The sequence below is a fragment of the Mycobacterium sp. genome (assembly GCF_035623875.1).
In the GTDB taxonomy this organism is placed as follows: Bacteria; Actinomycetota; Actinomycetes; order Mycobacteriales; family Mycobacteriaceae; genus Mycobacterium.
On sequence record NZ_DASPSP010000170.1, the window covers coordinates 1 to 14243 of the forward strand.

General features: G+C 65.9%; 14 protein-coding genes and 1 pseudogene. 7 read left to right on the forward strand and 8 right to left on the reverse strand.

What is annotated here, in order from left to right; translation table 11 throughout:
• On the forward strand, positions 1 to 1146 hold a 1146-nt coding region (gene groEL, locus VEI45_RS14010), incomplete at its 5' end, for a chaperonin GroEL (RefSeq protein ID WP_324854144.1).
• Positions 1147 to 1280: 134 nt separating this feature from the next.
• On the forward strand, positions 1281 to 1670 hold the full coding sequence (locus VEI45_RS14015) for a heme-binding protein (protein WP_324854146.1): 390 nt from the start codon (positions 1281 to 1283) through the stop codon (positions 1668 to 1670).
• A gap of 3 nt (positions 1671 to 1673) precedes the next feature.
• Here the strand turns inward: VEI45_RS14015 and VEI45_RS14020 are convergent, their stop codons facing one another.
• Positions 1674 to 3194: an NAD(P)/FAD-dependent oxidoreductase gene (locus VEI45_RS14020; protein WP_324854148.1), complete on the reverse strand. Its 1521-nt coding sequence runs from the start codon at positions 3192 to 3194 to the stop codon at positions 1674 to 1676.
• Positions 3195 to 3307: 113 nt separating this feature from the next.
• Between VEI45_RS14020 and VEI45_RS14025 the strand changes: the two genes are divergently transcribed.
• Positions 3308 to 3931, forward strand: a complete 624-nt coding sequence (locus VEI45_RS14025) for a TetR/AcrR family transcriptional regulator (RefSeq protein WP_324854150.1) — start codon at positions 3308 to 3310, stop codon at positions 3929 to 3931.
• A 6-nt stretch (positions 3932 to 3937) separates the two neighbouring features.
• On the opposite strand, the gene VEI45_RS14030 is transcribed toward VEI45_RS14025, so the two are convergent.
• A complete protein-coding gene (locus tag VEI45_RS14030; RefSeq protein ID WP_324854152.1) occupies positions 3938 to 5668 on the reverse strand; it encodes an N-acyl-D-amino-acid deacylase family protein in 1731 nt (576 codons plus the stop codon).
• 107 nt (positions 5669 to 5775) lie between these two features.
• Here VEI45_RS14030 and VEI45_RS14035 point away from each other — a divergent pair, with 107 nt between their 5' ends.
• Together VEI45_RS14035 and VEI45_RS14040 are read left to right on the forward strand one after the other, a co-directional pair.
• A complete protein-coding gene (locus VEI45_RS14035) occupies positions 5776 to 6294 on the forward strand; it encodes a mycothiol transferase (RefSeq protein ID WP_324854154.1) in 519 nt (172 codons plus the stop codon).
• 156 nt (positions 6295 to 6450) lie between these two features.
• Positions 6451 to 7320, forward strand: coding sequence for a hypothetical protein (locus VEI45_RS14040; protein WP_324854156.1), 870 nt, complete (start codon positions 6451 to 6453; stop codon positions 7318 to 7320).
• A 38-nt stretch (positions 7321 to 7358) separates the two neighbouring features.
• Here VEI45_RS14040 and VEI45_RS14045 read toward each other — a convergent pair whose 3' ends face one another.
• From VEI45_RS14045 to VEI45_RS14060, 4 genes and pseudogenes are all read right to left on the reverse strand, one after another.
• On the reverse strand, positions 7359 to 8054 hold the full coding sequence (locus tag VEI45_RS14045; RefSeq protein ID WP_324854158.1) for an anti-sigma factor: 696 nt from the start codon (positions 8052 to 8054) through the stop codon (positions 7359 to 7361).
• On the reverse strand, positions 8051 to 8611 hold the full coding sequence (locus tag VEI45_RS14050) for a sigma-70 family RNA polymerase sigma factor (RefSeq protein ID WP_324854160.1): 561 nt from the start codon (positions 8609 to 8611) through the stop codon (positions 8051 to 8053). Before VEI45_RS14050 ends, VEI45_RS14045 begins: the two co-directional genes overlap by 4 nt.
• 19 nt (positions 8612 to 8630) lie before the next feature.
• The gene (locus VEI45_RS14055; protein WP_324854162.1) at positions 8631 to 9434 is read right to left on the reverse strand and encodes a DUF1295 domain-containing protein; all 804 of its coding nucleotides are present in this window, start codon (positions 9432 to 9434) and stop codon (positions 8631 to 8633) included.
• Positions 9431 to 9673 (reverse strand): annotated as a pseudogene (locus VEI45_RS14060) (class I SAM-dependent methyltransferase); the annotation flags it as partial. The pseudogene VEI45_RS14060 and the gene VEI45_RS14055, both read right to left, overlap by 4 nt.
• Before the next feature lie 420 nt (positions 9674 to 10093).
• On the opposite strand from VEI45_RS14060, the gene VEI45_RS14065 reads away from it, so the two are divergent.
• Together VEI45_RS14065 and VEI45_RS14070 are read left to right on the forward strand one after the other, a co-directional pair.
• The gene (locus VEI45_RS14065) at positions 10094 to 10636 is read left to right on the forward strand and encodes a fasciclin domain-containing protein (protein ID WP_414687480.1); all 543 of its coding nucleotides are present in this window, start codon (positions 10094 to 10096) and stop codon (positions 10634 to 10636) included.
• A 74-nt stretch (positions 10637 to 10710) separates the two neighbouring features.
• Positions 10711 to 12417: a cytochrome c biogenesis protein DipZ gene (locus VEI45_RS14070; protein ID WP_324854166.1), complete on the forward strand. Its 1707-nt coding sequence runs from the start codon at positions 10711 to 10713 to the stop codon at positions 12415 to 12417.
• Positions 12418 to 12457: 40 nt separating this feature from the next.
• Here VEI45_RS14070 and VEI45_RS14075 read toward each other — a convergent pair whose 3' ends face one another.
• The gene (locus tag VEI45_RS14075) at positions 12458 to 13363 is read right to left on the reverse strand and encodes a crotonase/enoyl-CoA hydratase family protein (protein WP_324854168.1); all 906 of its coding nucleotides are present in this window, start codon (positions 13361 to 13363) and stop codon (positions 12458 to 12460) included.
• Positions 13364 to 13705: 342 nt separating this feature from the next.
• Positions 13706 to 14206 (reverse strand): hypothetical protein, encoded by a 501-nt coding sequence (locus VEI45_RS14080; RefSeq protein WP_324854170.1) that lies wholly within the window; start codon positions 14204 to 14206, stop codon positions 13706 to 13708.
• Positions 14207 to 14243 lie beyond the last annotated feature (37 nt).

Consider the following 14243-nt stretch of genomic DNA (forward strand, 5'->3'; position numbering starts at 1 on the left):
ATCGCCGAGGCGATGGACAAGGTCGGCAACGAGGGCGTCATCACCGTCGAGGAGTCCAACACCTTCGGCCTGCAGCTCGAGCTCACCGAGGGCATGCGGTTCGACAAGGGCTACATCTCGGGCTACTTCGTCACCGACGCCGAGCGGCAGGAAGCCGTGCTGGAGGAGCCGTACATCCTGCTGGTCAGCTCCAAGGTGTCGACGGTCAAGGACCTGCTCCCGCTGCTGGAGAAGGTCATCCAGGCCGGCAAGCCGCTGCTGATCATCGCCGAGGACGTCGAGGGCGAGGCGCTGTCCACCCTGGTCGTCAACAAGATCCGCGGCACCTTCAAGTCGGTGGCGGTCAAGGCCCCCGGCTTCGGTGACCGCCGCAAGGCGATGCTGCAGGACATGGCCATCCTCACCGGCGGCCAGGTCATCAGCGAAGAGGTCGGCCTGACCCTGGAGAACGCCGACCTGTCGTTGCTGGGTAAGGCCCGCAAGGTCGTCGTCACCAAGGACGAGACCACGATCGTCGAGGGCGCCGGTGACTCGGACGCCATCGCCGGCCGGGTCGCGCAGATCCGTCAGGAGATCGAGAACAGCGACTCCGACTACGACCGCGAGAAGCTGCAGGAGCGGCTGGCCAAGCTGGCCGGCGGTGTTGCGGTGATCAAGGCCGGCGCCGCCACCGAGGTGGAGCTCAAGGAGCGCAAGCACCGCATCGAGGACGCGGTGCGCAACGCCAAGGCTGCTGTCGAGGAGGGCATCGTTGCCGGCGGTGGTGTCACGCTGCTGCAGGCGGCTCCGACCCTCGACGAGCTGAAGCTCAGCGGCGACGAGGCCACTGGCGCCAACATCGTCAAGGTGGCGTTGGAGGCTCCGCTGAAGCAGATCGCCTTCAACTCCGGGCTGGAGCCCGGCGTTGTCGCCGAGAAGGTGCGCAACTCGCCCGCCGGTACCGGCCTGAACGCGCAGACAGGGGTGTACGAGGACCTGCTGAAGGCCGGCGTTGCCGACCCGGTCAAGGTGACCCGTTCGGCGCTGCAGAACGCGGCGTCCATCGCGGGGCTGTTCCTGACCACCGAGGCGGTCGTGGCCGACAAGCCGGAGAAGGAGAAGGCCGCCATGCCCGGTGGCGGCGACATGGGCGGCATGGACTTCTAAAGACAAGTCCGCAGTCAACGAAACGCCCGGTCCCCATGTGGGGCCGGGCTTTTCGTTTCGCTGTCCAGCTGCTGTACTGGATGCCCAGCGAATGACCAATGAAAAGCCGGGGAAGGGAAACCAGAGCAATGACGATGTCCGGAAAATTTCTATGGCGCAAGGTGTTTGGCGTACTTCCCGTCGCTGTTCTTTGCGCCTTGACCGCGGTGTGCACCTCGCCGACGGTGGGTGCTGATCCCGGGCCGTGCACAGCCAGCGGGCTGGCTGCCACGGCCAGCGGAGTGCTAAGTGCGGCAGGCGGATATCTGAACGATCACCCCGATGCCAACAACATGCTGACAAATGCGGTTAGTCAATCGCCGGAGGACGCGCGGTCGTCAGTGCGGGGCTATTTCGTCGCTCACCCGGGTGAGTTCTTGGATCTGCAGAACATTGCAAAGCCGCTGACCGACCTGCGCGGCCAATGCAGCACATCGGTGTCGCCGGACCAGCTGGCCGCGCTTTTCGACGCGCTCAAGGGCTGACGCTCAGGCAGCCCCGGCCGGGGCGACCGAGTGTGCGGCGGTGCTGAACCGCAGGGCGGTGTCCTCGACCGGACCCTTGCGCAGCCGCGCGTGGTCCGCCCTGAAGTTCATCTCCACCGTCCACGGGCCGGTCGTTCCCTGCTGCGGGAACAGCTCGATCGAGCGCAGGATGTAGCCCGCTGGGAAGTCCAGCATCGGGCGCTTCTCGATGGTCGGGTCGTCGCAGACCGGAACGACGGTGGAGTATCCGTGCCGATCCATATAGGACATCAGCCGGCACAGGTGCTCACAGATCAGGTCCACCTTCAGCGTCCACGACGAGTTGGTGTAGCCGAACGCGAAGGCGAAGTTCGGGATACCCGACACCATGAAGCTCTTGTAGACCAGGCTTTCGTGTGGGTCTTGCACGATGCCGTCGACTGAGATCTGGATACCGCCGAACGGAAGCAGTTTCAGGCCGGTCGCGGTGACGATGATGTCGGCCTTCAGCTCCCGGCCCGACTCCAGCAGGATGCCCGTCTTGGTGAAGCGCACGATCTTGTCGGTGACTACCGATGCCTTCTCCGCAGAGATGGCCTTGAACAGGTCGCTGTCGGGCACCACGCACAGTCGCTGGTCCCACGGCTTGTAGACGGGCTTGAAGTGGGTGTCCAGGTCGTAGCCCTTGGGCAAGGCCCGCGCGTTGAGTCCACGGATGACGCGGCGCACCACCTTCGGGTGACGCTGACCCATGGTGTAGATCAGCCGCTGCCGGAACTTGTTGATCTCACGGGTGATCTTGTAGGCGGTCTTGTCCGGCAACACTTTCCGCAGCCCGTTGGCAATCGGGTCCCTCCGCGGAAGCGGCATAACGTAGGTGGGTGAGCGCTGCAGCATCGTGATGTGCGCGGTGTCGTCGGCCATGGCCGGGATCAGGGTGACCGCGGTGGCGCCGCTGCCGATGACGACAACTTCCTTGCCCTGGTAATCCAGGTCTTCAGGCCAGAACTGCGGGTGCACGATCGCTCCCGAGAAGTCCTCCTGACCTTCGAAGTGGGGATTGTGCCCGGCGGCGTAGTCGTAGTAGCCGGTCGCACCGAAGAGCCAGTCGCAGGTGACCTCCCGTTGCTGTCCGTCGCACTCCAGCACCACCGTCCACCGCGCTGTGTCGCTGCAGAAGTCGGCGCGGATCACCTTGTGCTGGAGGTAGATCCGACTGGCCAGGCTGTCGTCCTCGATGACCTCGTGCAGGTAGTCGAGGATCTCGTGCGCATCGGCGATGGCGTTGTCGCTGGTCCACGGCTTGAACTCGTAGCCAAATGTGTGCAGGTCGGAGTCTGACCGGATCCCCGGGTAGCGGAACAGATCCCAGGTGCCGCCGATCGCGTCACGGCTGTCCACGATGGCGAAGGTGCGGCCGGGCTGCATGGCGACCAGGTAGTGCCCGAAGCCGATCCCGGATATTCCGGCGCCGACGATCAGCACGTCGACGTGACCGGTTAATGACTTCTTCGGGCGGGTTTGGTCGAGCGTGGCGACGGACATGTGCACTCCCGGACAGCTGTGATGAATTGTAACATGATTAATGTTATAGTTCAGTTGACATCTGTCAAGGGCCTTCTGTCACACCTGTAGCGGCAAACGAAACGAGGGGACGAATGACCGTCGCACCTGTTCAGCGGCGCGCGCCAATGCAAGCGCGCAGCCGGCACACCGTTACCCGCATCCTCGACGCCGCCGCCGCGATCGCCGACGAGCAGGGCGTCGACGCGGCCACCACCCGCGCGATCGCCGACCGCGCCGGCGTCTCCTACCCCTCGCTGTACCGTTTCTTCGCTGACCGGGAGGCCGTCCTCGGTGAATTGCTCGAGCGGCAGTGCGCCGACCTCGACGCGCGGTGCGTGGCGGCGGAGAAGACCTGGAAGATCACCTCGGTCGCCGACCTGCTCGACTACGAGATCGACCTGCACGTGCACTACTACGGCGAGCACCCGAGCGCCGCGCGGATGTGGATGGGCGGGCGCACCTCGCCGGCAGTCACCAACTACGTTCGAGCCCGGATGCAGACCCTCGCTCAACGGATGCACGCGATCCTGGTCGACTCCGGACTGATCCCGGCCGAGACCGACCCGCGGACCATGCTGGTGGCCGTCGAAATGGCCGACCGCATGCTGGAACTGTCCTACCGCGGCGGGAACGGCTTCGACGAGGAGATCCTCGCCATCGGCCGGCGCGCGCTCATCGCTTTCGGCGAAGAGCTTTCCCGGCACGCCCCCGACTGACCGGCGCTAGGCAGGGATCGGCTGGCGGCCGCGGATCAGCTTGCCCGGCCGGGCGTCGGTCGGCGCGCCGTTCTCGGCGATCACCTCGCCGGAGACGATCGTCGCCACGTAGCCGTCGGCGGTCTGGTCGAGCCGACGCCCGCCGGCGGGCAGGTCGTGGGTGATCACCGGTTTGTGCAGTTGCAGTGCCGCGTGGTCGATCACGTTGAGGTCGGCCTTGTAGCCCACCGCGATGCGGCCCCGGTCGCCCAGCCCGGCGATGCGAGCGGGCACCGAGGTAAGCCTCCGGACGGCATCCGGCACCGAGAACCGCCCCGACTTCCGATCGCGCGCCCAGTGCGCCAGGAAGTACGTCGAGTAGCTGGCGTCGCAGATCATCCCGTAGTGCGCGCCGCCGTCGCCGAGCCCGAGCACGACGTCGTCGCGGTGCAGCAGCTCGCCGACGGTGTCTAGCGAGTTGTTCTCCAGGTTGCTAGTGGCGACCAGCAGCATGGCGCGACCGTCGTCGTCGAGCAGCCGGTCGTAGGCCTCTTCCATCGGGTTCACCCCGCGGGCCCGGGCCCGGGCACCGATGCTGGTCGACGGGTCGGGCTCGTAGTCGGGGTTGTCGCCGAGCGGGAAGATCCAATCCCACATCTGCGTCACGATGAGGATCGGGTGCCCGACGCCGGGCTTGTCGGCGAGGATGCGGGCGCGGACCTCGGGTTTGCGCATCTCGGCCACCCGCTCGGCCAGCGGCAGGTGAGCGATCTCCTGGTAGCTGGGGTAGAGCACAAACGGGTTGGCGGAGAGTTGCAGCCCCATCACCAAGCCGATCGGGCGGGGCAACAGCTGCGCGGTGATGTCGCCACCGGCCGCGTTGGCCTTCTCGATCATCGTGATGGCGTCCGGCCAGGTCGGGTCGCCGGCGTTGGCGACGACGAGGGTGAAGGTGACCGGCAGCCCGACGTCCTCGGCGACGTCGAACACCGTTTGCAGCACCGGCTGGTAGCCGCCGGCCGGGAGGTCGGGCACGAATTGCAGCAGGCCGCCGCCGCCGTCGACCACGCCTCGCGCGATTTCTTCGATCTCCTCGCGAGCTGCCTCGTAACTCGGAATCGGCGAGCCGCTTTCGGTCTTGTGGATGGTGAACCGCGACGTCGCGAAGCCCAGCGCGCCGGCCTTGATCGCCTCGGTGGCCAGCGCCCGCATCTTCGCGAGGTCGTCAGGGGTGGCCGGCTCACGGTCGGCGCCGCGCTGACCCATCACGTAGACCCGTAGCGGCGAGTGCGGAAGATAGGCGGCCACGTCGATGTCGCGCTTGCCCGCGTCCAGTGCGTCCAGGTATTCGGGGAAGGTTTCCCACGTCCACGGCAGGCCGTCGGTCATCACGACACCGGGAATGTCCTCGACTCCGGCCATCACGTCGACCAGCACGTCGTGGTCCTCGTGGCGGCACGGCGCGAAGCCGACGCCGCAGTTGCCCATGACCACGGTGGTCACCCCGTGCGCCGACGACGGGGTCAGCCGGTCCGACCAGATGGACTGCCCGTCGTAGTGGGTGTGCAGGTCGACGAAGCCCGGGGTGACCAGCAGGCCGGTCGCGTCGATCTCCCGCGGCGCGATAGCGCCGCGGAGAGCACCGTCGGCTCCGACGGCCATTATGACGCCGTCGCGCACGGCCACGTCACCGACATACGGCTCACCTCCGAGCCCGTCGACGATGGTGCCGTTGCGGATGATTAGGTCGTAGGTCATCTAAATAATCTACGACCGTGTCGGTGGCTGATGCCAGGATCAGTTCGTGATTGGTGACCGCGACACCAACAACGTCGAAGCGGTCTGCCACGCGTAGGGTCGCCAATATGTCCAGCACCGATGCCGCTGCCCAGGAGTTGCTGCGTGACGCGTTCACTCGGTTGATCGAACACGTCGACGAGCTCACCGATGGGCTCACCGACGAACAGGCCGACTACCGGCCGAGCCCGAACGCTAACAGCATTGCGTGGCTGATCTGGCACAGCGCGCGTGTGCAAGACATTCAGCTCGCCCCGATCGCCGGCATCGAGCAGGTGTGGACCCACGAAGGGTGGGTGGACCGTTTCGGGCTGGACCTGCCGCGCAACGACACCGGGTACGGGCACCGCCCCGAAGAGGTGGCGAAGGTGCACGCAGGGGCCGATCTGCTGGCCGGCTACTACCACGCCGTGCACAAGGTCACGCTGGAATTCGTCGCCCGCGTGACCGCCGAGGACTTGGCGCGCATCGTGGACCGGAACTGGGATCCACCGGTGACCGCGAGCGCGCGACTGGTCAGCATCATCGACGACTGCGCCCAGCATCTCGGCCAAGCCGCCTACCTGGTGGGCATCCTGCCCAGGTAACTTGACACCTGTCGAGATGCGTCGGATCGAGGTCACACCGCACGATTAGCGTGGCGGCTATGACCGCGACGAAACCCCCTGACATGCCTGTCAGCACGCGGGTAGCGCTGGCGCGTCCGCGTCGCGTCGCCAAATAGCCTCCGTAGGCTTGACCGCGTGCGATTCGCGGTGACGGTGCTGCTGTGGCTGCTCACCACGGCCGCGCTGGCGGTTGCCGTGCTGACGGCCTGGGCGCAGACGCACCTCATCGACGTCGACGGCTACACGGCAATGGCCCAAGAAGCGTCGAATGATCCGGTGCTGCAGGCCGCGGTGGCATCCGAGCTCACCACTCGGGCGGTGGTGCTGATCAACCAGCGCGGCTACACCATCAGCTCGTCGGAGGTACATAGTGTGGCCGCGGCGTACACCGCCAGCCCATCGTTCCCGTCGCACTTTGCGGAGGCCAATCGGCAGCTGCACGGGTGGCTGTTCACCCGCGCCGCCACGCAGTCCGACCAGTGGGTCGTCGATGTGGCCCCGATGCTCAACGACCCCGTGTTCGACCGGCTCCTCGCCGGTCACGACGTGGACGTGCCCTCCACCGTGGCGGTTCCGGTGACGGCGACGACGCCAAAGGTATTGCAACCCGGCATATTACGCCCGCTGGCCAGCTGGGGTCCGTGGGCCAGCATCGTCGCGGCGGTGGTGACCGGAATCTGCGCCCTGCTGACACTAACCGTCGCGCGCAGCCGTGGCAGAGCGCTAGCCGGCCTCGGCGTCTCGGCGCTGCTGGTCGGCGCCGCCGGTTGGGCCGCAATCGAACTCGGCCGCCGCTATATCGACGATGCGCTGAACCACACCACCGGCGACATGCGCCGCATCGCCGACGTTATGATCGGCGAAGCCGAAAGCAGCCTGCACCACTGGCTGGACCTGGCTCTGGCCGCCGGCGGAGTGCTGGTAGTGCTGGGCATACTAGCGGCAATGCTGGGCGGTCTGTTCAGGGCTGGTCGCCGTTCAGCAGCGCGTCCGGCTTCTGGTTAGCGGACTGCAGCCCGGCCTTCCTCCGCGTTGCGGCCACGCTAGATCAACGACAGCTTGGCAAGGATCTTCCCGGTCGGCTGCGGTGACCCGTTGCCGGGTTCGACGGTGAACGCCAGCGCGTTGGAATTCCCGAGGTTGGTCAGCATGTCGGTGGTCGACGGCGCGACGGCCGCGGTATTCATCGTGCCCGCCGAGGTCGGCCCCTTGTCGCCGATCAGCCACATCTGGTAGACGGTGCCCTGCGAGGGTGGGGGCACGTTGTTCATCACCAGCACACCGGCGTTCATGTTCCGCGAGAACAGCACCGTCGCCGTCCCACCGGCCAATTGGCCGGAGACCGTCCGCACGTCCGGTGCCGCCATGATCTGCTCGGCCATTGTCGGCGTGGCCGACGGTCGCAACGTTATTCCGGCTCCGAAGGCGGCCAATCCCACCACAATTGCGGCAGCCGCAGCTAGTAGCGCTGTGCGCCAACGGGATCGACGGCCAGTGCCCGGTTGCGCCGCGGCCAGCACCGCGGCGCGAAGACGCGTCGGCGGCTCGGCGGCAGTTGCCACCGAAACCGCCGTCATCGTCTCGCGGACCGCGCGAACCTCTTCGCGGAAGGCCTCGACGACCGATGGCGGCGCCGCGGCGAGCTGCCGGTCGATGGCCGCGCGCTCGGCATCGGATACCGCGTGCAACGCGTACGGCGTGGCCAGCTCGAGCAGTTCGAAATCGGTTGGCTCAGTCATGGCACACCCAGGCAATTACGAAGTCCGCGCAGCGCGTCGCGCATCCGTGATTTGATCGTCGAAAGGTTGGCCGACAACCGCTGTGACACTTCGGCATAAGTCAACCCACCGTAGTAGGCCATTTCGATGCACTGCCGCTGGACGTCGGTCAGCCCACCAAGGCACTCCACAACCCGGCGGCGCTCGTCCGCGGCGATCGCTGATTCGGCGACGATGTCGCTCGGCGGCTCGACGGTGGACGCGCCGTAACGTGATTCTCGTTGCGTGGCGGCTTGTTCGGCACGCACGCGGTCGATCGCTCGCCGGTGTGCCATCGTCATCAGCCAGGACAGGGCCGAGCCCTTCGTCGGGTCGTATGCGTCGGCGGTTCGCCAGACCTCCAGGTACACCTCTTGAGTGGTTTCTTCGCTGTAGCCGGAGTCCCGCAGCACACGCGTCACCAGCCCGTATACCCGCGCCCTGGTGTGGTCGTAGAGCACGGCGAACGCGTCGGCATCGCGACGTGCCACCCGGTGCAGCAATGCGTCCAGGTCGCTGCGGTGCCGCGGTCCGGTCATTGACCTGTAGCTTAGCGATTCAGCGACAGCGGTCGTCATTTTGCGCCGATCGAGGCGGACGCGGGAGGAAAAACGACGTCCGCGCCTGGTATTCGTCGAAGCCGGGGCGGCCCGCCATGTACTTTTCGGTCAGCCGAGCACCCGTGACGTAGACCAGGAAGTAGGTCATGAGCAGCGGCGAAAGCGCCGTGATCAGCGACCACCGCCCGGCGATCGTGATCAGCCACAATCCCCACCACACGCATGCGTCGCCGAAGTAGTTCGGATGACGTGTCCACGCCCATAGGCCGCGGTCCATCACCACACCGCGATGCGACGGGTCGGATTTGAATACCCGCAGTTGATGGTCGCCGACGGCTTCGAAGACGACGCCGATGACCCACAGCAGAACGCCGGCCAGCGTGGCGGCCAGCCAGCGCCGCGGGGTGGGACCGATGACCGCCGACAGTTGCAGCGGCAACGAGACGAACCAGGTCGCGCAGGCTTGTACCAGGAACACCTTGCGGATTACCAGTCCTACTGTGGCGCCACGCAACAGGTCGGCGTAGCGCGGATCCTCGCCTTTGCCCGCCGACCGTCGGTAGATGTACCAGCTCAGCCGCAGGCCCCAGATCGCGACCAGCGCGAGCAGCAGCCACCGGCGCGACGCGTCGCCGTCGCCGAGGATCGCGGCGACCATCGCGACCGCGATGAAGCCCAGCCCCCAGGCCACGTCGACGACGTTGTAGCGGCCGATGCGGTGGCCGATCGTGAAGGTGACCGCATGGACCACGAGCAATGCGGCAACCGAGGCGCCTGAGACGACCGCGAAGTTGACGATCACGGCGCGGCCTCACTGGCGAACGTCCATTGGTAGACGTTGAGGTACCCCGAGCGGAATCCGCCCTCCGCATGGGCCAGGTACAGTCCCCACATCCCCCCGAGCACTTCGTCGAAGCCGAGGTGCGCCAGAGTTTTTCGACGTTGCATGAACCGCTCCCGCCATAGCCGCAGCGTCTCTGCGTAGTGTTGCTGCAGCGAGAGCATATCGATCGGGCGTAATGCGGTCTCGCGCTCGGTGAGGGCATCGGATTCCCACTCGCCGGCCATGTACGACTCACCGAAGCCGATCAGACCGTGGCGTCCGATCCGGCGGGCCAGTTGGTCCGGGCGCGCGTGGCACCGTGGGGTGGCTACCTATGACCGCGGCCGACCCGAGTGTTTCTTGCACCCCGAACGTTTCTCGCACAGCGAGGTATTCGGAGCGGGGGCCCGATCGGACGACCGTGACGAAGGCCATCCATAACGCTGGCCGCTCCGAAGAACAACTGTCCGACCCGTAACCGGCGGCGCCCGCCGCCTTGACGAAGGAGCCGAAGCGGAATGAAGGACATCCACAGAAAGACGCTTGCAGTGGGCTTAGCGGCGATCGCGGCCTTGGGGTTCTCGGCGTGTTCGAGCAACACATCCCAGTCCGCGCAGCAGACCAGCGCGAGTCCCGCCATGACCGTGGCAGCGCCCGCGAGCACGAACGCCACGGCGGGTCCCGCGACCAATCTGATCGGCTCGGGATGCGCGGATTACGCGGCTCAGCATCCGAGCGGTCCGGCCTCGGTGACCGGAATGGCAGGGGACCCGGTCGCGACGGCGGCGTCGAACAATCCGATGCTGTCGACCCTGACCGCCGCGCTCTCCGGCAAGCTGAACGCGGGCGTCAACCTGGTCGACACGCTGAACAGCGGCCAGTACACGGTGTTTGCGCCGACCAACGCCGCATTCGACAAGCTGCCGGGGAGCACGATCGATGAGCTGAAGACCAACGCCGACATGCTGAAGAGCATCCTGGCCTACCACGTGGTGCAAGGGCAGGAAAGTCCGATCACGGTTGACGGCACCCACAAAACCCTGCAGGGGACCGACGTGACGGTGACCGGCCAGGGCAACGGCCTCAAGGTCGGCGATGCCGGTTTGGTCTGCGGAGGGGTGCGCACCGCCAACGCGACGGTGTACATGATCGACACCGTGCTGACCCCGCCCAGCCGGTAACGGCCGAGATTGTCGCATTCATCTGCGCCGCCGAGCATACCGATCCAAGACAGCTGTGGTAGCGAATAGTAATCATGTTGTCTCTAGCGTTGATCGGTCTGCTCGGCGGCCTCATCACTGGCATCTCGCCGTGCATCCTTCCGGTGTTGCCGGTGATCTTCTTCTCCGGCACGCAGGGTGCTGACGGTGGTGCGGTCGCGGTCGAGACGAAACTCGAAGTCTTGCGACCGTATCGGGTGATCGGCGGACTGGTGCTGAGCTTCAGCCTGGTCACGCTGGTCGGCTCGGCGCTGCTGTCGTTGCTGCACCTGCCGCAGGACGCCATCCGCTGGGTTGCGTTGGCCGCGTTGGTGGCGATCGGTCTCGGCTTGATCTTCCCGCGCTTCGAACGGCTGCTGGAGCGGCCGTTCTCCCGCATCCCGCAGAAACAGATCGCCACCCGCGCCAACGGGTTTGGTCTCGGCCTGGCGTTGGGCGTGCTCTACGTTCCATGCGCGGGCCCGGTGCTGGCCGCGATTGTGGTGGCCGGCGCCACCGCGAATATCGGTCTGCCCGTCGTCGTGCTGACCGTGGCCTTCGCGCTGGGCACGGCGGTGCCGCTGTTGTTCTTCGCGCTGGCTGGCCAACGAGTTGCCCAGCGGGTCAGCGCCTTTCGTCGTCGCCAACGCCAGATCCGCGTCACGGCAGGGGTGGTAACGCTGCTGCTGGCGGTGGCGCTGGTGTTCAACCTGCCCGCGATGCTGCAGCGGGCCATTCCGGACTACACCAGCTCGTTGCAGAACAAGCTGGGCGGCGACGAGCAGCTCCAGCAAGAGCTCGGCGGCATCGTCAACGACCAGAACAAAGAGTTGTCGAACTGCACCAACGCCTCCCCGCATCTGCAGAACTGCGGCCCCGCGCCCGACCTCAAGGGCATCACCGCATGGCTGAACATCCCCGGCGACAAACCGATCGACCTAAAAGCGTTGCGGGGCAAGGTGGTGCTGATCGACTTCTGGGCCTACTCCTGCATCAACTGCCAACGCGCCATCCCGCACGTCGAAGGCTGGTACAAGGCTTATCACGACGACGGTTTCGAGGTCATCGGCGTGCACACCCCGGAGTATGCGTTCGAGAAGGTCACCGGCAACGTCAAAAAAGGCGCCGCCGATATCGGGATCACCTACCCGATCGCCCTGGACAACAGCTACTCGACGTGGACGAACTACCGCAACCAGTACTGGCCAGCCGAATACCTGATCGACGCCGGCGGCGTGGTGCGACATGTCAGCTTCGGCGAAGGCGACTACGACGGCACCGAAAAGCTTGTCCGCGAGCTTATTACCAGCGCGCGGCCCGGAGTCGGGCTGCCGCCGGCGGTCGATGCACCCGACACCACCCCGCAGCTCGGCCTCACTCCCGAGACGTACTTCGGCGTTGGCAAGGTGGTCAACTACGCCGGCGGCGGCGTCTACGACAAGGGGCAGGCCAACTTCACCTTCCCCGCGGCGCTGCCGGACGACAGCTTCGCCCTGCAGGGACCGTGGACACTCGACTACCAGGGCGCGACGGCCGACGGCGATGCCTCCAGCATCGAGCTGAACTACTACGCGAAAAGCGTCTACATCGTCGTCGGCGGAACCGGGAACTTGATGTTGACGCGCGACGGAAAGACGATGGCGGTGCCGGTCGGTGGCCCACCGACTTCACACCAGATCGTCGCCGGCAAGGACGTCGCCCGCGGTTTGCTCGATGTGCGTTTAAGCAAAGGGCTGCAGGTGTTTTCCTTCACCTATGGCTAATCGCCAGTCCAGGATGCGTCGGGCTGCGACGGCACAGCTGTCACGGCGTGATGACGTGTGATGGGTCGGGCCGCAGCTCCGGCGGTGCCTGGCTGTAGTCACCGAACGGCCCATCGCGTCGCTCGACAGCGGCCCGGACGCCCTTGGTGGCCGCGGTCTGGATGAAGTCGAGCGCTTCGGGGGTGTTGCGCATCAGGCCGTCGAGGATGCCGCCCAGCATCTGCGTCGACGCCAGGCCCATGTTCTCGTAGGCCTGATTCACAACGAGCTTCTGGGCTTGCAACTGCGACAACGGGATTCGCGCCAGCTCGGCAGCGATCTCGGCTACCCGAGCCTCCAGCCGCTCGAAGGGGACCGCCTCATTGATCAGTTCGACCTCGGCGGCCTGCACACCGGTCAGCGGCCGACCGGTCAACGAATGCCACTTGACCTTGGCCAGGCTGAGCCGATACAGCCACATCCCGGTCAGATACGCGCCCCAGATGCGGCTGTACGGGGTGCCGATCACGGCGTCGTTGCTGGCGATCACGATGTCGGCGCACAGCGCGTAGTCGCTGGCACCGCCAACACACCAGCCGTGCACCTGGGCGATCACCGGCTTTGACGCCCGCCAGATCGCCATGAACTTCTGGGTCGGCCCGGTCTCCCGCGCGGTGACCAGCGCGAAATCCTTGCCCGGATCCCAGCGTCCACCGGTGTTCATCGCCTCGCCCCAGTGTTGGAGGAAGCCGTCGCCGAAGTCGTAGCCGCCGGAGAACGCCCGGCCGGCCCCGCGCAGCACGATGACCTTGACGTCCGGGTCCCGCTCGGCCAGGCCGATGGCGGCCTCGATTTCGTCGGGCATCGGCGGAACGATGGTGTTGAGGTGGTCGGGCCGGTTTAACGTGATGGTGGCGACCGGCCCGGCCGTCGTGTAGAGCAAGGTTTCGAATTGTGCAGCTGGCATAGCTGAATGCTGACAGCTGCGCTCAGTTGCCGGCGTTACCGGGTGCCGCAGTCGCGATCAATCGTCAGCGTGTCGTCGCTGATCCCATCGCTCGAGCCGAGCCTGTAATTCGAGCAGGCCAAGCCCGGCGACCGGAGCCGCGATGAAAAAACATGCCGCCATGAGTGGAGTCATCTCGACCTCCTCTGCCAGGGCTCTTCCCGCCCCTAACCTTCCCCATACGCCTTTCTTAGGCAGATATAAGGTACGCCTCAGGCCGCAGTAAGGAAAGCCGAAACGCGCGATTTTCTCCAAGATGTTCCAGAAAAGTTATTCGGCGCCGACCGCGGCCACAGGTGACGCTCACCCTGTGCCGGGCGGCAACATTTGAAACCCGGTCAGGATGGTCTGGGTATCGCGGACGTATCCGGGGTTGTCGGGGTCGGCTGCCTGGACTGTGACCGTCGCGGCGTAGTCGTTGCCAGCAAACGCAGCTATCACGACGAGCGTCTTGGCCTTGCGTGGCGGAATCCGGCCCATGGCCGGGGCGTCGTAGCTGACGAGATCCGCTTTGTGGCCGCAGAGGGTGGTGTGGGTCGTCTGCGTATTGGTGACGCCCAGGTGATCGGCCAACGTCGCGCGTTCCTGATCGAAAATCTTCTCCTGATCTTGGTTCGTGCTGGGGGCGGATTCCAGGGTGACGACAGCGGTGGGCACGAAGTCGTCGCCGGCCAAATCCTTATTTCCCATGGCAAAGCGGATGATCTCGGAATCGAGCATTTTCGTACGCTGCCACCCGGGCGGCTGCGGGATCCGCAGCACCGGCTCACCGGCCGCGCGCGCCGGAACCGATGCGATAGGCACCGAAACCTGTTGGCATATAGTGCTTTTAGTGCCTGTC

Coding starts and splice junctions, on each gene's coding strand:
- VEI45_RS14030 (WP_324854152.1), bottom strand. CDS start 5,668: ATGACCTACGACCTAATCATCCGCAACGGCACCATCGTCGACGGGCTC.
- VEI45_RS14020 (WP_324854148.1), bottom strand. CDS start 3,194: ATGTCCGTCGCCACGCTCGACCAAACCCGCCCGAAGAAGTCATTAACC.
- VEI45_RS14015 (WP_324854146.1), top strand. CDS start 1,281: ATGTCCGGAAAATTTCTATGGCGCAAGGTGTTTGGCGTACTTCCCGTC.
- VEI45_RS14025 (WP_324854150.1), top strand. CDS start 3,308: ATGACCGTCGCACCTGTTCAGCGGCGCGCGCCAATGCAAGCGCGCAGC.
- VEI45_RS14050 (WP_324854160.1), bottom strand. CDS start 8,611: ATGACCGGACCGCGGCACCGCAGCGACCTGGACGCATTGCTGCACCGG.
- VEI45_RS14065 (WP_414687480.1), top strand. CDS start 10,094: ATGACCGTGGCAGCGCCCGCGAGCACGAACGCCACGGCGGGTCCCGCG.
- VEI45_RS14075 (WP_324854168.1), bottom strand. CDS start 13,363: ATGCCAGCTGCACAATTCGAAACCTTGCTCTACACGACGGCCGGGCCG.
- VEI45_RS14070 (WP_324854166.1), top strand. CDS start 10,711: ATGTTGTCTCTAGCGTTGATCGGTCTGCTCGGCGGCCTCATCACTGGC.
- VEI45_RS14045 (WP_324854158.1), bottom strand. CDS start 8,054: ATGACTGAGCCAACCGATTTCGAACTGCTCGAGCTGGCCACGCCGTAC.
- VEI45_RS14035 (WP_324854154.1), top strand. CDS start 5,776: ATGTCCAGCACCGATGCCGCTGCCCAGGAGTTGCTGCGTGACGCGTTC.